18 protein-coding genes are annotated in these 16,868 nt (G+C 66.8%); 3 read left to right on the top strand and 15 right to left on the bottom strand.

From position 1 onward, the window contains the following. The first annotated feature begins 15 nt into the window (after window positions 1–15). Together AKJ09_RS06570 and AKJ09_RS06565 are read left to right on the top strand one after the other, a co-directional pair. On the top strand, window positions 16–1,311 hold the full coding sequence (locus AKJ09_RS06570; RefSeq protein WP_146646327.1) for an ABC1 kinase family protein: 1,296 nt from the start codon (window positions 16–18) through the stop codon (window positions 1,309–1,311). A 99-nt stretch (window positions 1,312–1,410) separates the two neighbouring features. Then, window positions 1,411–2,409 carry a hypothetical protein gene (locus tag AKJ09_RS06565; RefSeq protein ID WP_146646326.1) on the top strand — a complete coding sequence of 333 codons (999 nt, stop codon included), beginning with the start codon at window positions 1,411–1,413 and terminating at the stop codon, window positions 2,407–2,409. 4 nt (window positions 2,410–2,413) lie between these two features. On the opposite strand, the gene AKJ09_RS06560 is transcribed toward AKJ09_RS06565, so the two are convergent. Both AKJ09_RS06560 and AKJ09_RS06555 read right to left on the bottom strand, forming a co-directional pair. Further along, window positions 2,414–3,286, bottom strand: a complete 873-nt coding sequence (locus tag AKJ09_RS06560) for a ferritin-like domain-containing protein (RefSeq protein WP_146646325.1) — start codon at window positions 3,284–3,286, stop codon at window positions 2,414–2,416. Between the two features lie 58 nt (window positions 3,287–3,344). Beyond that, window positions 3,345–4,469 (bottom strand): TIGR03118 family protein, encoded by a 1,125-nt coding sequence (locus AKJ09_RS06555; protein ID WP_169927316.1) that lies wholly within the window; start codon window positions 4,467–4,469, stop codon window positions 3,345–3,347. A gap of 203 nt (window positions 4,470–4,672) precedes the next feature. Here AKJ09_RS06555 and AKJ09_RS06550 point away from each other — a divergent pair, with 203 nt between their 5' ends. Next, window positions 4,673–6,076: a sigma 54-interacting transcriptional regulator gene (locus AKJ09_RS06550; RefSeq protein ID WP_146646323.1), complete on the top strand. Its 1,404-nt coding sequence runs from the start codon at window positions 4,673–4,675 to the stop codon at window positions 6,074–6,076. Here AKJ09_RS06550 and AKJ09_RS06545 read toward each other — a convergent pair whose 3' ends face one another. The 13 genes from AKJ09_RS06545 to AKJ09_RS06490 all read right to left on the bottom strand — a co-directional run bounded on the left by AKJ09_RS06545 (window position 6,077) and on the right by AKJ09_RS06490 (window position 16,859). Then, window positions 6,077–7,795 carry a serine/threonine-protein kinase gene (locus AKJ09_RS06545; RefSeq protein ID WP_169927315.1) on the bottom strand — a complete coding sequence of 573 codons (1,719 nt, stop codon included), beginning with the start codon at window positions 7,793–7,795 and terminating at the stop codon, window positions 6,077–6,079. Window positions 7,796–7,817: 22 nt separating this feature from the next. Next, a complete protein-coding gene (locus AKJ09_RS52720) occupies window positions 7,818–8,579 on the bottom strand; it encodes a hypothetical protein (RefSeq protein ID WP_169927314.1) in 762 nt (253 codons plus the stop codon). A 4-nt stretch (window positions 8,580–8,583) separates the two neighbouring features. After that, the gene (locus AKJ09_RS06540; protein WP_146646321.1) at window positions 8,584–9,441 is read right to left on the bottom strand and encodes an FHA domain-containing protein; all 858 of its coding nucleotides are present in this window, start codon (window positions 9,439–9,441) and stop codon (window positions 8,584–8,586) included. After that, on the bottom strand, window positions 9,438–10,391 hold the full coding sequence (locus AKJ09_RS06535) for a type II secretion system F family protein (protein ID WP_146646320.1): 954 nt from the start codon (window positions 10,389–10,391) through the stop codon (window positions 9,438–9,440). The genes AKJ09_RS06540 and AKJ09_RS06535 overlap by 4 nt, the downstream gene beginning before the upstream one ends. Next, window positions 10,388–11,251, bottom strand: a complete 864-nt coding sequence (locus AKJ09_RS06530; RefSeq protein ID WP_146646319.1) for a type II secretion system F family protein — start codon at window positions 11,249–11,251, stop codon at window positions 10,388–10,390. Before AKJ09_RS06530 ends, AKJ09_RS06535 begins: the two co-directional genes overlap by 4 nt. A 9-nt stretch (window positions 11,252–11,260) precedes the next feature. Further along, entirely contained in the window at window positions 11,261–12,055 is a 795-nt protein-coding gene (cpaB, locus tag AKJ09_RS06525; RefSeq protein WP_146646318.1) for a Flp pilus assembly protein CpaB, read from the bottom strand. 3 nt (window positions 12,056–12,058) lie between these two features. Then, entirely contained in the window at window positions 12,059–12,187 is a 129-nt protein-coding gene (locus AKJ09_RS55495; protein WP_275936611.1) for a hypothetical protein, read from the bottom strand. A gap of 201 nt (window positions 12,188–12,388) precedes the next feature. Beyond that, window positions 12,389–13,525 (bottom strand): pilus assembly FimT family protein, encoded by a 1,137-nt coding sequence (locus AKJ09_RS06515; protein ID WP_146646316.1) that lies wholly within the window; start codon window positions 13,523–13,525, stop codon window positions 12,389–12,391. Between the two features lie 11 nt (window positions 13,526–13,536). After that, entirely contained in the window at window positions 13,537–14,073 is a 537-nt protein-coding gene (locus tag AKJ09_RS06510) for a hypothetical protein (protein WP_146646315.1), read from the bottom strand. Continuing rightward, entirely contained in the window at window positions 14,070–14,561 is a 492-nt protein-coding gene (locus AKJ09_RS06505; RefSeq protein ID WP_169927313.1) for a hypothetical protein, read from the bottom strand. The genes AKJ09_RS06510 and AKJ09_RS06505 overlap by 4 nt, the downstream gene beginning before the upstream one ends. Continuing rightward, window positions 14,558–15,820, bottom strand: coding sequence for a TadE/TadG family type IV pilus assembly protein (locus AKJ09_RS06500; protein WP_146646313.1), 1,263 nt, complete (start codon window positions 15,818–15,820; stop codon window positions 14,558–14,560). The genes AKJ09_RS06505 and AKJ09_RS06500 overlap by 4 nt, the downstream gene beginning before the upstream one ends. Beyond that, the gene (locus AKJ09_RS06495) at window positions 15,817–16,326 is read right to left on the bottom strand and encodes a TadE/TadG family type IV pilus assembly protein (RefSeq protein WP_205633620.1); all 510 of its coding nucleotides are present in this window, start codon (window positions 16,324–16,326) and stop codon (window positions 15,817–15,819) included. The genes AKJ09_RS06500 and AKJ09_RS06495 overlap by 4 nt, the downstream gene beginning before the upstream one ends. Then, window positions 16,326–16,859, bottom strand: a complete 534-nt coding sequence (locus tag AKJ09_RS06490) for a prepilin peptidase (protein ID WP_146646311.1) — start codon at window positions 16,857–16,859, stop codon at window positions 16,326–16,328. The genes AKJ09_RS06495 and AKJ09_RS06490 overlap by 1 nt, the downstream gene beginning before the upstream one ends. Between the last annotated feature and the right edge of the window lie 9 nt (window positions 16,860–16,868).

Here is a 16,868-nt window from a genome sequence, read left to right as displayed (position 1 = left end):
AGATCCGCCCGCGCTTTGAGCAACGAGAAGAACGTGCCCGTCGGGCGACTCGGACGCATGGCCAAGCTCGGCGCGCTCGCCATCGGTGCGGGGGCCAGCGCGCTCCTCAAGCGCTCGAACGACTCGGCCGCCGACCAAGCCGCCGAGGTGCTCGGCAACCTCCGAGGGCTCGCCGCGAAGATCGGTCAGATGGCGAGCTACGTCGACGGGCTCGTTCCGGAAGACAAGCGGGATGCGTTCGAGGCCTCGCTCAAGGTGCTTCGGTCGCAGGCGCCGCGCTCGAGCAGCGCCGACATCCGGCGAACGGTCGAAGAGGACCTCGGGGCCCCGCTCGATCACCTGTTCGATGCTTGGGAGGACGAGCCGATCGCCAGCGCGTCGATCGGACAGGTGCATCGTGCACGCGTTCGTCTCGCCGGGAGCGACGTCGATGGTTTCGAAGTCGCGGTGAAGGTCCAGCACCCTGGCATTCGCAAGGCCGTCGAGAACGACCTGGCGAGTGCGTCCGTCCTCGAGGGGCTCGGCGCGATGGTCGGCGCGCGACGCTTCGACACGAAGGGCAACCTTGCCATCCTTCGCGCCCGCTTCCTCGAGGAGCTCGACTACACGCTGGAGGCCGAACGCATTCGAGCCTTCCAGCATGTGCACGAGGGAGAAGCGAAGATCCGGATCCCGCGCGTCGTGGCGGAGCGCTCGAGCCTTTGCGTTCTCACGACGGAGTTCGTTCGCGGCATCGCCTTCGACGACGCCATGGTGAGGAGCGAAGCCGAACGGCGCGCATGGGCGGAGACGCTCTGGCGCTACGTGTTCAAGGGCAACCTCCTCGGCGGGATGCTCAATGCGGACCCGCACCCGGGCAACTACCTGTTCCAGGAAGACGGCCAGGTGGCGTTCCTCGACTACGGGTGCGTCCAGGTGTTGCCCGAACGAAACCGTCCGCTCGCACGCGCGATGCATCGTGCGGCCATCGCGCGGGACGAGGCGGCCTTCGCGCGCGGCGTCACCGAATTGCTACGGACCAAACCCGGAGAGCTCGAGAGGCTCGCCATCCTCTACACACGCTTTTGCTTCGAGCCGCTCTTCGCGTCGCCCTATCGCATCGAGCGGCGCTACGCGGCAGAACTCGTCGAGAAGCTGAAGACGATGGCGCTCGCGGCCCGGAAGGTCCCGGACGCCGAGATCTTCCCGATGCCGCCCGAGATGCTCTTCATGAACCGGCTGCAATTCGGCTTCTACTCGGTCATGGCGCGGCTCGACGTAGAGGTCGACTTCGCGGCGTTGGAAACGAGTTTCCTGCCGCCCGAGGGCTGAAGCCTGGGCGTCGACAGGTGAGGCCCGTAGGCCGCATGGCACTTTCCGACACCTTGAGACCCAACGACGACTGGCCTTCGGCTCGAGCCCACGTAAGACATGCGCATGCGTTTTTTCGGGCTTCGGTCGGGCGGGACGGCACTTCTCCTTGCTGCTCTTTCGGCGATGACGGTGGGCGCGGTGGGCGCAGCTGGTTGCAGCGGCAGCACGGATCGTTCGCTCGACGGCTACGACTCGAACCCGAAGAGCCCGTCGGCGGATGGCGGCAATTCCACGGGGAACACCGGAGGAGGCACGCTCGGCAACGGCACGACCGGTGACGGTGGGGCCGGTTCGCAGGGCAACTGCAGCGACGCCGCCAAGCTGGTCTACGTCGTGAGCGCCGAAAACGTGCTCTACAGCTTTGCGCCCGACAAGCTCGCGTTCAAGGAGATCGGCGAGCTCGATTGCCCCTCGAGTGGCGCAACGCCCAACTCGATGGCCGTCGACCGCTCGGGCACGGCGTGGGTGAACTTCTCCGACGGTTCTCTCTTCAAGGTGAGCACGAAGGACGCGAGCTGCAAACCGACGGATTTCCAGCCCGGTCAGCACGGCTTCGGACGCTTCGGCATGGCCTTCGCGTCGAACTCCGCGGGCTCCGAAGACGAGACACTCTACGTCGCGGGCATCGAGGGCCTCGGAGAAGGACAGGGGCTCGCCAAGATCGATCTCGCGACGTTCGAGCTGACGCCCCTCGGCAACTACAGCGGCGACCTTCGCGGTATGGGCGCCGAGCTCACCGGAACGGGCGAGGGCAAGCTGTTCGGCTTCTTCACCACCTTCCCCAACGCCACGCTGGCGAGCATCGACAAGGCGAAGGGAGCCACCTCGAACGGCGTCGACCTCGAGGGCGTCTTCACGGGCCAGGCCTGGGCGTTCTCCTTCTGGGGCGGCGACTTCTGGTTCTACACCTCGCCGGGTGACGTCCCGTCGACGGTGACGCGCCTCGCGGCGAGCGGCGACAACAGCATCGAAGTCGTCAAAGAAGACGTGGGCAACGTGGGCCGTATCGTCGGCGCCGGTGTGTCGACCTGCGCCCCGACGGCCCCGCCGCACTAGCCGATCAGAGCGCTTCGACGACCACGTTCGCGCGGTCTGCGGCGCGCTCGGCGGCTTCGACCGAGAGCACGTCGGAGCCGCCCCTCAGGTCCGAACGGCGCAGGCCCACGGTGGCGAGGAGCAGCCGTGAAGGCTTGAAGCCGAGATCGTCGGCGTGCACGAACAGCTTGCCGAGCTGCTCGGCGTACGCGCGCGAGAGCGTGTTGAAGGAGATGTTGTCGAACACCTTCGTGCGCCGCCTGCTCGCGGCCGCGGAGGCCATGAGGCTCGCCGTGAGCCCGTGGTAGAGGCGCCGGAGCCGCGGCATCGCGCTCGGATCGGAGCGCTCGAGGACGCGCCGCAGGAAGTGGGCGTTCAGCGGAACGTGGAACGACTCGTCGCGCGTGAGAATGGTCAGCATCTGGCGAATCGCCGGGTGCTGCTTGGCCGTGCGCAAGGCGAGGCGGTAGGTGGTGGCGCCGATCGTCTCGAACATGAGGTTCGTGAGCACGATCGTCTCGTGGCGCTTGGCTCGAGCGTAGAGGCGATAGAACGTTCGCGTGGTGGGCCCCATGGGCCGAATCTCGCCGCCGATGTAGGCGAGGAACTCGGTGAGGAGCTCGCGATGCCAGCCCTCCTCGTCGCCGTAGAGACGAAGGGCCTCCGCAAACTCCGGGTCCCAGCTCTCGACCTCACCGGCGATCTCGTGCGCCTGGCGAAGCCCCGACTCCTCCGCGCGGAAGGCCGCGTTGAAGAAGGCGATCGCGCCGTTCTGCTCCTCGGGGCTACTCCAGACGATGGGCTTCGTCAGATCGAGCGCCTCGTCGTACATGCGCTCCCGACGCTTCTTGAGCAACCGAAGCCAATGCGACGTGGGACGAGCGTGTACGCCAGGCATGTCGAGGACGAAGACCTAGCATACGCGCCCGCCCCACGCTGCAGGCTCGCGTCGGACCTCAGAGCAGATCGATGCGGCCGTACGCTCCGGTCTGCCCGCCGTTCGGACCCGCCGTGAAATACAGCTGGGCCGGGTTGAATCCGCCCACACTGCCTGGGAATTCGAGCGCCCAGAGGCCCTGAATGACGATGGCGTTCTTGTTGGCGTCGACCAGCTTGCCTTGGTCCGTCGCGATCAGGCCTGTCGGATCGATGCCGTAGACGCTGACGGTACCGTCGCCGAAGTTGCCGACCAGCAGGTGATTCGGGATCTGGCCGAAGGCAGGAGGCGTGATGGTGATGCCCCACGGTGCGTTCAGCCCCGCGCCGTTCGAGACGATTCGCCCCAGGAACACACCGTTCAGATCGTAGGCGTCGACCACGCCGCTACCGGGGCCCGGCACATCGACTTGCTTTGCCGGATCCTGCACGGCGTAGGTGACGTACACCTTGGGGCCGAGCGTCTTGACGTTGAACGGCGCATAGCCCGCGGGAAGGTTCGGGTCGGTGAAGGCGCCCGCGGCGAGCGTCACCGGCTTGTAGTTCTGGTCGTACACTTCGACCGTACCAGCGTTGAAGTTCGCGGCGTAGAGCCTTCCAGCACCGGCCACGGTCGCCACCGTCACACCCTTGTAGACGGCCTTGGCGCCGGAGTTGTCGATGCGCACCACAGCCGTCTGACCACTCGAGAGCTGCCAGCCCGAGATCGCGCCGTCTTCGCTCCCGAAGATGAAGGCGTCGCCAAGGAACGGCGTCGCGTTGGGGTTGAAGACGATGCCCGTCGGCCTCGACTTCGGAGAGCCCGCGGCCCCAGGAATGGTGACCGTGAGCACGAGCGCGCTGTTGACGTCGTAGACGCTCGACTTACCCGTGCCGTTGTCGGCGATCCAAGCGGGGCCGGCCACATCGTTGAAGGCAAGACCCCAAGCATTGACGACATCGGGATTGTTTTGAGTCCCGATCAACGGCACGACGTTCGTGCTCTGCACGCCCGCGGGTGTAGGGGTCGGCGTAGGGGTCGGCGTGGGCGTCGGATAGCCCTGCGAGGACTCACTGCCCGAGCTGCAGGACCAGGCCCCGAATCCCACTCCGAGGCCAAGCGCGAGCACGAGAACGACCGGGACCACGTTCCTTCGCAAATTCATCATCCACCTCCCTTTCGCGACCGTCCGGACGGGGCGACGTCTCCGCGTCACTTGGTGTCCTCGTCGGGCGGATCGCAATCGGTCCAAGGGTTCGCACGCGGCCACCGCAGAACAAGGCGACACCGGGTCACGACGAGGTATCCCGACCTCGGTTCTTCTTCTTCGCGCGAAGATGCCCCTCCGGGATAAGATCGGGCCAAGTGATGTCAGGGTCCGACAGGAGAGCCGCCGAAGACGCCACCACCGATCGGATCGATAGTTCGGCCGGCGCTGGTCTCAGCCTTCTCGCCATGTGGAATGGCGGCTCACTCGCGGTTCCCCTTCCGCGTCGTGGCACTTTGGTCCTGGGGCGTGGCAGCGACGTGCAGGTCAAAATCGATCACGGTTCGGTTTCACGCCGGCACGTGATGCTCGTCATCGACGAAGGCATGCTTCGCATCGACGATCTCGGGAGCTCGAACGGCACGTTCGTCGATGGTCGACGAATCGAGCCGCGAGGGAGCGCGGCGCTCCGTCCGGGGGCCCTCGTGGAGATCGGCTCGGCCCTCGTCGTGGTTCGCGAGGGGCGAGGCTCCGTTCCTCCGCAGGTGAAGAACGCGCCGCTCGTCGTCGAAGATCCCGAGATGGCGAAGCTCCACGAGCTCGTCGGCGTCGTCGCCAAGAGCACGCTCAGCGTGGTGCTCCTCGGTGAAACCGGTGCGGGCAAGGAAGTCGTCGCCACGCGCGTCCACCAGCTCTCGGCGCGCGCCGACAAGCCGTTCTCGAAGGTGAACTGCGCCGCGCTCGTCGAAACGCTGCTCGAGGCCGAACTCTTCGGCTACGAAAAGGGCGCCTTTACGGGCGCAACGCAGTCGAAGCCCGGACTTCTCGAGAGCGCTCACGGCGGCACGCTGTTCCTCGACGAGGTCGGCGAGATGCCGCTCGCCACGCAGGCCAAGCTTCTTCGCGTGCTCGAGAGCGGTGAAGTCATGCGCGTCGGCGCGCTCAAGCCGAGGCCGATCGACGTTCGCTTCGTCTCCGCGACGAACCGCGACCTGCGTGACTTCGTCTCCAGTGCGAAGTTCCGTCAGGATCTCTTCTTCCGACTCGACGGTATTTCGATCTCGATTCCACCTCTTCGCGAGCGACGCGCGGAGATCCCCGGACTCGCTCACACCTTCCTCAAGGGAGCCGCCGAGGCGGCGGGGCGTCGTCCGATGACGATCTCGAACGAGGCCATGAGCGTTCTGCTCGGCTATCCCTGGCCCGGCAACGTGCGTGAGCTTCGCAACGTGCTCATGCGAAGCACGCTTCTCGCGAAGACCGACACGCTCATGCCCGACGACCTGCGCTTCGAAGGGCTCGGCCTCGGAACCACCACGCCGCCTCCGCCGATGACTGTGCTCGGTGGGCAGAATCCGTATCGCACGGTGCCTCCGCCGGTTCTCGTCTCGGCCGACGAAGCCGAGCGTCGTCGCATTGCCGAAGCGCTCGAACGATCCGTCGGCAATCAGACGCGCGCCGCGAAGCTGCTCGGGATCTCTCGCCGGACGTTGCTCAAGCGCCTCGATTCCCTCGGCTTCCCGAGGCCGCGCAAGCGTGACGGCGAAGAGTCCGACGAAGACTGATCAGCGCTTGCCGTCGTTGCAGTCGACGATGCCGGTCGTGAGACGGCCGGTATCGGTGTAGGCCGTGCACGGTGTCCCCGTGGGGCCCGCGAAGGTCAACGCTTCGACTCCGCAGTTTCTGACGATGAAGCCGTTCCTTGGCGTTCCTTCGACGTTGACGCCCGAGCATGCCGAGTCGAGCGGGGCCGTCATGAGAATGTAGTCGCTACAATGTTCGGGGGGCACGGAGGGAGCACACACGGCCTCGCCGCGATTGACGCATCGTCCAAGCTTGGGGGGAACGGGACAGAACGAGTTGGAGCCGCCGTGATCCGGCTCGTAGCGAACGGGCATGCAGAGGCAATGTCCGCCGAGGGGACCGGCACCGGCGGCATTATTGCGTTTGGGCGTGGTGGCCGCTCGTGCAGACGCGCTGGGAGCGGCGGGGGCGGACGCGCTCGGCGTGGCGGACGCTGCAGACGGAGGCGGGCTCGGAGCAGCCGACGCGGAGGCGGGGGCGTCGGTCGTCATGCCGCCCGTCGAAGAGGCACTCGTGGGGATCGACTGGACCGTGCGCAACCGAACGAACAGGGCTGCGCTCGCCGCGATGCCGCCGAGCGCGACGACGACGAGCGCGCTGACCGTGAACGCTCGAATCCGTTTCTCGTGCTTCTCTCTCTCCGTTGCGCTCGTGTCGGGCGCGAACGCGGGGGCGCTGGTATGCAGGTGAGCGAACGGCGGGTCGACCAGCGTGGCAGGAGCGTTCGGTGCCACAGGTGCTCGATGACCCAATCCGGCATTCGTCGCGTTCGTCGCGTTCGTCGCGTTGCCGACGTTCGTGTCGTGCGTGACGACGTAGCGCCCTCCTCGACGCTCGGCGATGGTCGACGTTGGAGGCGCTCCGCGCGCTGCGCGGTCCCACGCCTCCGCGAGGGCGCGCGTGGTGGGGAAGCGCGACGCCGGATCGAGGGCCATGGCACGTCGGACGACTTCGACAAGCGCGGGCGGAACCTGCAGGTTCCACATCTGATCCGCCGTCCCTTGGAATGGAAAAGACGGCCCGGCGCGATGTCGAGGATGCTCGCCGGCAAGCGCCTCGTAGGCGACGACGCCCCATGCGAACTGGTCGGCGGCGCTCGTCACACGTGAGGTCGCCATCTGCTCGGGCGCCATGTAGGAAGGCGTTCCGAGGATCAGGCCTTCGCGTGTGGTGAACTGCGTGGTGTTTTCGGAGCCAATTGCACTCAGACGCGCGATTCCGAAGTCGACGAGCTTCGAGCGACCGCGTCCGTCGACCAGGATGTTCGAGGGCTTCACGTCGCGATGGACAACGCCGCGATCGTGCGCGAACGCGAGCGCCGTTGCGACCTCGCCGAGGATGCGAACGCGCTCGTCGAAGGGCATCCCCTGACGGAGGCACAGGGAGAACGATTTGCCCTCGATCCACTCCATGGCGATGAAGGGAACGCCCAAAACGTCGCCGACTTCGTAGATGACGACGATGTTGGGATGGGTGAGCTGGGCGGCGATGCGCGCCTCGCGCACGAAGCGAGGGAGGTCGTCGGTGTCCGCCGGAACGTCGTTGCGAAGGACCTTGATGGCGACGCGACGCCGCAGCGTGGGGTCGTCCACGCGAAAGACTGCGCCCATTCCTCCGCGCGCGACGGCGGCCTCGACGAAGTAGCGGCCGAATGGCCGCCCGGGCGTGGGGAAGCTCGTCGTCGGCCCCACTTCGTTCATCCGCCCCTGATGGTACACGGGGTCAGCGTCCTCGCCGAACCTTCGCCCGAAGTACGCGAACGACCACCCGGTACTCGGGCACGCCAGGATTGTTCGACCGCATCGTTTCGGCCTCTTGCAGAGCTCCCACGTTGTCTCCGGCAAAGAGGGCCTCCGCCACGCGACGCTCCGCGGCGGCATCGTTCGCCTGAGGGCGGGTCGGCGACTCGGAGGCCGTCGCCGACTTGCGTTGAAACTTGCGCGGAGCCGTCGGCGTCGTGCTCGCCGTTGGGGGAGGCGAAGGAGGGACCTGCGCCTCCGCGAGCGTGCTCGTCTGCTCGCGAGCCTTCGCGGCTTCGACGCCGATGAAGATGACGGCGGGCAGGAGGACTAGGAACGCGAGGGCCGTGATGATGATCGCGCCCTTGTTCGAGCCCTCGGCGGCCGCCGGCGCGGGCATCGACCGACTGGTCTGCCCCGGCTGACTCGTGGGGGCTTCTTGCGCTCGGAGCCTGGCGATGCATCCGGCGAAGCGAACGTCGCACGGCGCGACGAGCTCGGTCCACGACGTCGAGAGAGAGAGGTTGCCGACGAACGCCGGTGCACGCGCGTCCACCAGTGCGGCCCGCACTTTGCCGCCCGAGGCCACGAAGACGACGTGACGCGGGAGCATGCCCGGCGCGTTGACCACCACGTCGCCTTGCCAGCCGGCCGCGACCGGCACGTCTTCGCGGAGCGTAGCGGAGGCAACGAGCTGACCGGACGTCGAGAGTGCTTCGATCGAGAACGACGGTGATGCAGTCATCGCTTCACTCCGACGAGATCATGGCTTCGAGTTTGCTCTGCAGGACCGCGAGCCACGCGATGTAGTCCTCGCAGTCTTCGCGACCGAAGAGCAGCTCGCGTTCGAACTTCACCTGCGCGAGCGCCGTACGCGCGTCTTCACGAACGAGCGCACGATCGAGGCGGACGCGCGAGGCACGGAAGTCGTCTTCGATGATGCGCCGCATGTCGCTGGCCATCTTGTTCGCCTGATCGGCGCCCGCCTGGTCGCCAGAGGCCTTCATGCATGCCGCCGCCGTCTCGAAGAGAGCCACGGCGTCGACGCCGTCGTGGGCATAGAACTGGAAGCGTTGCCGCTTGGACCGAGCGAGATCGAGCTTCTGTTCGGCGAGCGCATGGGCATCGTTTCGCTCGAAACACTCGGTGACGGGGGCTCGAAGCGGCGAGGGGACCGGCGGTGGTGGGAGGCTGTTGCGTGCGGTTGCCGTCTTCAGCACCAGGAGCCCCGCGACGACGATGCCGATCGAGAGCACGAGCGCCAGCTTGCGCATCGGCGTCGGCTTGCGCTTCTTGGCCGCGTCGTCGGCGACGGTCACTCCTTGCAGGACGACCTGGATGGTGTCGACGGAGATGACCGAGCCCTCCGCGAGCGCCACCTCGCGCTCGCGCGAATCGTCGAACACGGTGGGGCGGTCTTTGGAGACAGCGCGCCCGACGATGCCCTCGCCCTCCTGCGTGACCACGAACTGCTCCCAGCTCGCGCTCTCGAGGGGAAGGCGAATGTCGCAATGCGCTCCGCTTCCGACGGTGACCTTGGACGCATGGATCTGGATCATCTCGTCGTTGCGTCCAGGGTGTTTGACGACGAACGTGAGCAACTTCATGTGAGCCGATTCTCCGAATGCACGACCACGACGTCGTTCGACGACGAGCGGTTCGTCTGCATCTGATCGCGAAGCTTCATCATCACGGGGGCGAGCAAGAGAACGAGGAGGCCGAGAAAGATGAAGGCGAGGGGAAGCAGCATCTTCACGCCTGCCTTCGCTGCTTCTTCCTCCGCACGCGTGGTGCGCCTCACGCGCGAGACCTGAGCTTGGATGACGAGGACCTCGGAGAGCGGATTGCCCTTCTCTTCGGCGTGCGCCACGGTGTGGACGAACTCACGAACGGCCTCGGTAGGAACGCGGTCGGCGAGCTCCGAGAGTGCGGCCTTCCTCGTGTGCGCGAGGTTCAGCATGTGGAGCACGTATTCGAACTCCTCCGCGAGCGGATCGTCGGGGAGAGACTTGGCGACCACCTGGCGAAGCGCGCCGGGAAAGTCGAGGCCGGCGCTCATGCCGAGAGACAGGAGATCGACGGCGTAGGGAAGTCGCCGATTCACTTCCTGGAAGCGTTTCTGGGCGATTTGGGAGATCTCGAGATGGGGCATGATCATCCCCAGACCCGCGCCGGCGAGCATGCAGAGACCGCCCGTCTTGCCGAGCATGTCGAAGGCTGCGCCGAAGGCCGCGCCTCCGATGGCGCCGAGGATGCCGAGCGCGACGTATTCTTCCGGCGTGAGGCCGAGCAAGTCGCCGGCGTAGGTGATCTCGCGATCGAGAGATCGAACGACGCGCTCCGGCAGAAGTCCGCTGAGGCGCGCCCCGATCCATCGGACGAGAGGCTCCCACGTGGCCCACGTCGGCTTCGTGGCGAGCGACGCGATGCGCTGCCGTCCGCGTCGGCCGAGGTTGCCGGCTACGCGCGAGGGCGTGATCGAGGCGGTGAAGACGGCGATGAACACCGCAAGGGCCGCGAAAGCAATCGCCGCGATGGCGAAGACGTCGCTCTTCATATGTCCACCGCGAGGATCTTGCGCGCGAGGATGAGGCCGAAGACGTACGAGATCATGGCTCCGCCCGCGATGACGAAGCCGAGCGTGGAGTTCGTCAGCGGCTGGAAGTAGGTGTGATCGAGCGCGTAGATGCCCGCACAGATGAGCAGCGGCGCGAGCATCAATCCCCAAATCTGCATGCGCGCGTCGGCGGTCTTCTGCCTGACCACGCCTTCGAGGCGCTCCATCTCACGGAGCGTCGCGGCGGTGGTCTCGAGCACGCGCGTGAGATTGCCGCCGACCTGACGACCGATGAGGAGCGCAGCGAGGACGATGCCGAGCTTGTGGCTCTTCGCGCGCGGCCCGACCGCTTGCAGCGCGTCGTTCAGCGAGCGACCGACGCGCGTTTCCTTGACGGCGTGCTCCATTTCCTCGGCGACCGGTCCGTGGAGCAGCGACGATGCGGTCTCGACGGCAGCGCCGACGCTCGCCGTGGTCTTGAGTGAGTTGGCGAGCGCCAGGCAGTACGCGTCGGCCGTGTTGTCGATGGCGATGATGCGCTTCTTCACGCGGCGCTCGAGCACGAACGCCGGCCCGAACGCGATCACGAACGACAGCACGTGCCAGAACGGACAGAGACCGAGCGTGGCAAAGCCGAGGACCACGAGCAGCAGGGCGGCCTGCATGGTGGCGATGCGATGCGGCGGCTTGAAGATGCGAAGCCGGCGCAGGAGCAGCGTGAGGTAGTCGAGATAGCGGCCCCAGAACACGTAGAACAGGCCGCGGTTGCTCCCCATGAGCGTGACGAGGAGCGCGATGACGGCGAGGGTGGCGCTGCCGATCGTGATGGCGCACCAAACGTTGGCGTTCCAGCTGCTCATCGCACGCTCCTATTCGGCCTTGTACGGAGCCGCCGTGAGCTTCTCCGGCTTGCTGCCGGCCGCGTTGGGGGCGAGCTTCGCGGTGGCGGGCTCTCGCACGATGACCTGCGAGAGAGCAGGAACCTTGGTGGCGATGCTCGGATCTTCCGCGCTGCGGAGCACCGCGATGACCGGCCCCTTCTGTGCGGCGAGGGCCACGGTCTGCGATTCCTGCAGCGTGACGCTGATGGTCAGCAGCTGATCGCGCTGCGCCGGCACTTGATTGCCACGGTTCTCGCGCGTGGGGCGCGTCTCGACGCCGACGGCGAGCACGAGGACCTTCTGCAGGAGCACCACGGCTTGCGGGTTGCCGTGCTGCTCGTCGATGAGGCCGAGGAGGTCGACGTAGTCGCCAGGGCGCAGGAGCTCGACGCTCATGTACGCCGCGGGGATGTGCAACGTGAGCGCGCGCGTTCCCGGTTGGACGAGCTGGCTGAGATGCCGATCGGCGTCCCCCGCGAGAGCGAGGTCGGTCCACGAGAGCGTCTGCTGGGGTTCGAGATCACGATCGGCGCGAACGCCGAGGACCTTCACGCGATCGCTCGCGCGAACGAAGCGGTCGTCGACGTAGGCCGCCGGGACGCCTCGCACGGCGACGTGTTCGTCGGCGAGGAGCGTGCCCTTCTTCACCGCCTTGGTGACGATGACGATGGAGATCTTCTCGCCTCCGGAGACTTCGGTCCGGAGCTTCTTCGTGTACATGAACAGCGAAGCGACGGAGAGAAGAGCGAACGAGGCCGCGAGCAAGAATGCGCGAGCGTGCATCGTTCAACCGGCCGGCAGGAGCAGGAGATCGCGCGCGTTCGTGTAGTCGAAGAGGAGCATCTCACCACGGGTCACGAGACCCATGGCGAGGACGAGGGCGAAGGCGCCGGCGACGATGGCGTATTCGGCCATCGCAGCGCCTCGGGAGTCGCGAAGAACGTCTCGACCCGGTTCGTTTTGCATGTCGCCGGGCTTTTTGCACCGAGGATGCCACCTCGTGGGCGTGCGCCGCGGGGCCTATTTTCGCGGGTCTAGGCGTCCATCCGGGCACGCCGCGACCGAACCTGCCCGGATTGCGCAGGCCCCCGTGCGCAATTCGCGCATCGCGCGGGATCAGGGCACTTTGTTGGGAAACACGGCGACCGGGTCGAACCAGGAGGTGACGTTGCCCTCGCGGTCGAATTTGAAGTTGGCGATGTTGTCGTCGACGATCGCGTGCCAACCCTCGGGCGTCTCGAGATAGCCGTCGCGTTCGAGGCCGAACTCTCTCTCGACCTTTCGGACGAGTCCGGTCTTCTGGTCGACGGCCCGATCGAAGGCGTCCATGTTCACCTTCTTGAGGTCGTCGAGCGACATGCCCTCGACGTACTTCTGCTTGAGCACGCCGCCGGGCTCGACGCCGAGCTTGGGAACCAGGCCACCGCCCACGGCATCCGCCGCGTTGTTGGTGAGCTCCGCGGTGTATTCGGCGAGCTTCTCGCGCTCGGCGAGCGTGAGGGCTCGCTCGACGCCGTTTCCGTCCTTCACGACGTCCTTGATGGTCTTCGAGACCATGTCGCCTTCACGGTAGGCGACGGAGAAGGCGCCCTCGCCGAGAAGAACTCGCCCGCCGCTCTCGGTTGTCTTCGCCGCGGCGGCGGCGGCGGCCTCGGCAGCCTTCGAGGCATCGGCGAGCTTGGCCGCTTCGGCGGCCTTGGCGACCGCGGCAGCGTCTTCGGCGACCTTTGCCGCGGTCGAAAGCTTCGACAGCTTTCCGGCGACGAGGGGCAGCGTGACGATTTCGAAGGCGACGCGTCCGGCGTTGTTGGCGCCGCTGCGTCCCTGCCACTCCGCCTTGACGGCGTCCCACGTGTCCTTCGGGTGAAGGATCACCTGGGCAACGCCTTGGGCGACCTGATCGGGGTGGATGACGATGTCGGCGATGCCCTCGACCGCCTCCCAGCCCTCCGAGACGAACCCCTTGGCGAAGTCCCACGTCGCGCTACCCCAGCCCTGCGAGGCTTGCGCGCTGCCCTCTCCTCCGCCGGACGACGTTCCGCCGCCTTCGCCTTGCCCGGCCATCGCGGCGGTGCCGCCCGCGTTCGAGCCGCCGCCACACGAGAACGTCTGCACACACGCCGCTTCGCGCTGCGTGGTCCCTCGAATCGAGTCGCCGAAGCCGACGTACGCGGCGATGGCAGCAAGCGCGACGATGCCGACGACGGCGAGAGTCTCTACGAGCGTCGCTCCGAGCGATCGCCTCCGTTTCACGGCCCTGCTGCTCATGTTCTGCCTGCGGTCATTTCGACGATCGAAAGGAGCGTGTGCTCCGGGCCGTCATGGGTTCGAGTGGCGCTGACGACGACGCGAACGTTCGGTCGCGTGAAGGTCTCTCGCATCGGGCCGCCTTCGCTCGCGCGTGGCACAGCGACGAAGCCCGCGCGAACGAGCTCGGCGCCGAAGGCCTCGAGGGCAGCTTCCGGCCCTTGGTCAACCGAGTAGACGGCGAGACGCGTGCCTTCACCGTCGAGGGGCGCCCCGTAGACGCGTTTCGACGACGCAGGGCGCGGCACGGTCTTCGGATCGCTTCCCGGCTCTCGTCCGTCGTGGGCCGTGAGGCTCGTGACGAGGCTGTCGAGCGCTTCGGCCTCGTTCGAGACCGCCTTTGGTTCAGCGGAGACTGTCACCTTGGCGGGCGGTTCGGAGCGCGCATCGAGAAAGCGCGCGAGCTCGAGCCGTGAGGCGCCGAAGATTCCGGCGGCCATCAGGCCTGCGCAGAGCGTCACGCGCGCGAAGCGGCGGGGAAGGCTCGCGCTCACAGCCAATCTCCATAGATCGCGTTGACCGTGGCCTGGATGTCACCCCTCGACACATCGGCGGGGCGCTCGTTGCAGGCCATGTGAGCGGTGGTCTTCGTGTCGAGATCGCCGAAGACGACGTGGCCCGACCAGGGCAGGGTCGCTTCGGCCGACGTGCGGTCGACGTCGACGTCGAGCTTGTCCTTCAATGACGAGCCCTTTGCCACCGACTTCGCGCGTCCCAGGTGACCGGCGACGCCGCCCAGCATGTCTTCGGAGGACGTCCCCTCGATGCGACCACTGCCGCCTCCGGGAACGCCCTCGCAGTAATTGACGGCTTCGGTCCACACGGCGCGCCGAGCCATGCGCATGGTCGCGAGCTTCGTCTCGTAGGCGTCGTACATGTAGAGCAGAGCGACATCGAGCAAGATGAAGATGGGGACGACGACCATCGCCTCGACCAACGCGGCGCCACGACGATGCTTGCGCCTTGCACGCATGCGGTTCACTGGAGCGGTCCTTCCTCGGCGCCGAGGAGCGTGCGCGAGGCCTCGCTCTTCGCAGGACCGTCGGTGCCGGGTTCACGGCGCTTGGTGAGCAGCGCGGTGCGCGCCGCGTTCCAGTGGTCGGCGTCGGTGATGGTGTTCTTCACGAACGCGTCGTTCTCGAAGCTGATCTCCGGCTTGTGCACGCGGCGCAGACGAGCCGTCCAGCGCGTGGTCCACATCGCGTGCTCGTTGCCATTGCACGAAGACGAGCCGAACGAGCCGTCGCAGTCGAAGTAGATCTCGGCCTGGGCGAAGCTCGTGTTGAGCTCCTGCATCGGATCGGAGCCCTTCGTGTCGTAGGAGGCTACCTCCACACCCGAGCGGTGCGCGTCGAACGGTTTGCCTTGGAGCGACGACCAAATCTGCATGTAGTCGTTGCCGTTCTTGGCCTCGTGGAAGACCTTCTTCGGGTGAGGGCCGCTGCCGCCTCCGACCGAGCACGGAGGCTGCGCGTTCTCGCGACAGATCGCGAGATTGTCCGGCGATGCGAGCGAACGCGAGGCGATGCCCAGCGCTTCGAGGCCGGACTGGCACGCGCCGATCGTGTGCAACGTGTCGTTCGCGATGCGGTACGCGATGGCGTCGACGTAGGGCTTGGCCTGCCGGCACGCGCGCCCGAACTCGTCTTGTTCGACGGGCAGACCGAGACGACAGCCTTCAGGGCCGAGCGACGGCGAATAGGTGTCCACCCGCGGCGTCACCGGAAGAAAAGCGGGATGACGAGCGGCCATGCGCGTGGCTGCTTCCGCGCCGAGATGCGGCGCCTCGCGTGCGATGGCGTCTTGCGCATCGCTCAACGCCGCGAGCAGATCGCGCGCCTGCTGCTCGACCATCGTCGCCCGCCCGTTCAGCTCCGCGGAGGCTCGTGCGGCGTCGGCGACGATCGCGCACGGACAATGGTGATGGCAGCCTCGCGAGGCGATCTCTGCATAGGCCGGCTGGAGGGCGCGCATCGGCAACACCACGCCCATCACGGCGGACATGAGCACGTTGATGACGGCAATCGCGTTCATCCCACGCGCATCGACCACGGCGGCCGTGAAGGCCGCGGCGTCGGCGTCGTGCTGCAGGCCTTCGCGCTGCATCAGCACGTTCGCGACCGACACGACGTAATAGAGAGCGCCAACCAAGAGCGGCGCCATGAACGCACCGAGCACGACGATCGCGCCGCGCCGATCGCGCGCCAATCTCCTCGCATGCTTTCGAAGGGGGATGCTCATGGTCGCTTCAGGCCCATCGCTCCACCGCCACCGTCGTAGCTGAATCGCGCGGTGAGACTCGGGAGCGTCATCTTCGAAACGAGCTCGCGTTCGCCGGTCGTTCCGCACGCCACCGGGCTGACGAGGGGAACGCGGCATCGATACATCGCATGAACTTCGGCAGTGACGGGAGAGCCGAAGCCGGCTCCTGCGCCATCGGGATATTCGACGCGCACGCTCGTGAAGCTGCCGTCGACGACGAACGGAGCCATCGCGCGAAGCGCTGCGAGACGCACGGCCTCCGTGCGGTGAGGCCCCAACGTCGAGACCCCTTCGCCGGCGTAGGAGCGAGGATCGTCGGCGAAGACCACCACCGCCGAGCGCGCCGCCGCGAGCGACGCGTGGTCGACGAGAAGCTTCGCCGTGTACAGCTCGGTGAGCTGCAGGATGCCGAGCGAGAGCATCAGCACCGGGATGATCGCGAGAACGAATTCTGCGTACGTCCCGCCCCGCTCGTCCGAGATCATCAGAGGAGCCCGGAGGCGACGGCCCATGCTGTGCCTGCGAAGATGGCCGGGCCGAGGCGCACCCACGTGAGCTTCTTGCGATCGATCGCGAACTTTCGCGACGCCGGTAAGACGAGGTTCGCGCAGAGAAGTGCGCTGCGTCCGAGCGCACCGAGGAGCTCTCCTTCCCAGGCGAGCTTGATTGGTATGAGCAATGCGGAGCACGCGAAGCTGAGGAGCTCCACGCGCAGTCCGACCAGTGGTCCCAGGAGCGCGCCGAGGGCGACGAACAACTTCACGTCACCGCCCCCGAGCGCGTTGGCGCGGAAGAGAACGAGGGGAACGATGGCCGCGAGAAGCGCGCCGCCGAGCGACGTTCCCAGCGCTGCCGGCACGGCACGAAGACCGCCGGCAGCGAGCGCCAGGACCACATGAGCGAGAAGGGCGACGACGAATCCCCCCACCGTGAGGACGTTGGGGATGTGTCCGGTTCGGTGGTCGACGTACGCAGCGATCGCCGTGAGGACGAGCGCCGTGACGAGCAAGAACGCCATCGCCGATAC

The sequence above is a fragment of the Labilithrix luteola genome (assembly GCF_001263205.1).
GTDB lineage: Bacteria > Myxococcota_A > Polyangia > Polyangiales > Polyangiaceae > Labilithrix > Labilithrix luteola.
The sequence above is the reverse complement of the archived record's forward strand: the minus strand, read 5'-3'. Positions and strand labels throughout refer to the sequence as shown.

Coding starts and splice junctions, on each gene's coding strand:
- AKJ09_RS06565 (WP_146646326.1), top strand. CDS start 1,411: ATGCGCATGCGTTTTTTCGGGCTTCGGTCGGGCGGGACGGCACTTCTC.
- AKJ09_RS06560 (WP_146646325.1), bottom strand. CDS start 3,286: ATGCCTGGCGTACACGCTCGTCCCACGTCGCATTGGCTTCGGTTGCTC.
- AKJ09_RS06555 (WP_169927316.1), bottom strand. CDS start 4,469: ATGAATTTGCGAAGGAACGTGGTCCCGGTCGTTCTCGTGCTCGCGCTT.
- AKJ09_RS06550 (WP_146646323.1), top strand. CDS start 4,673: ATGTCAGGGTCCGACAGGAGAGCCGCCGAAGACGCCACCACCGATCGG.
- AKJ09_RS06545 (WP_169927315.1), bottom strand. CDS start 7,795: ATGAACGAAGTGGGGCCGACGACGAGCTTCCCCACGCCCGGGCGGCCA.
- AKJ09_RS52720 (WP_169927314.1), bottom strand. CDS start 8,579: ATGACTGCATCACCGTCGTTCTCGATCGAAGCACTCTCGACGTCCGGT.
- AKJ09_RS06540 (WP_146646321.1), bottom strand. CDS start 9,441: ATGAAGTTGCTCACGTTCGTCGTCAAACACCCTGGACGCAACGACGAG.
- AKJ09_RS06535 (WP_146646320.1), bottom strand. CDS start 10,391: ATGAAGAGCGACGTCTTCGCCATCGCGGCGATTGCTTTCGCGGCCCTT.
- AKJ09_RS06530 (WP_146646319.1), bottom strand. CDS start 11,251: ATGAGCAGCTGGAACGCCAACGTTTGGTGCGCCATCACGATCGGCAGC.
- cpaB (WP_146646318.1), bottom strand. CDS start 12,055: ATGCACGCTCGCGCATTCTTGCTCGCGGCCTCGTTCGCTCTTCTCTCC.
- AKJ09_RS55495 (WP_275936611.1), bottom strand. CDS start 12,187: ATGGCCGAATACGCCATCGTCGCCGGCGCCTTCGCCCTCGTCCTCGCC.
- AKJ09_RS06500 (WP_146646313.1), bottom strand. CDS start 15,820: ATGAGCATCCCCCTTCGAAAGCATGCGAGGAGATTGGCGCGCGATCGG.
- AKJ09_RS06495 (WP_205633620.1), bottom strand. CDS start 16,326: ATGATCTCGGACGAGCGGGGCGGGACGTACGCAGAATTCGTTCTCGCG.
- AKJ09_RS06490 (WP_146646311.1), bottom strand. CDS start 16,859: ATGGCGTTCTTGCTCGTCACGGCGCTCGTCCTCACGGCGATCGCTGCG.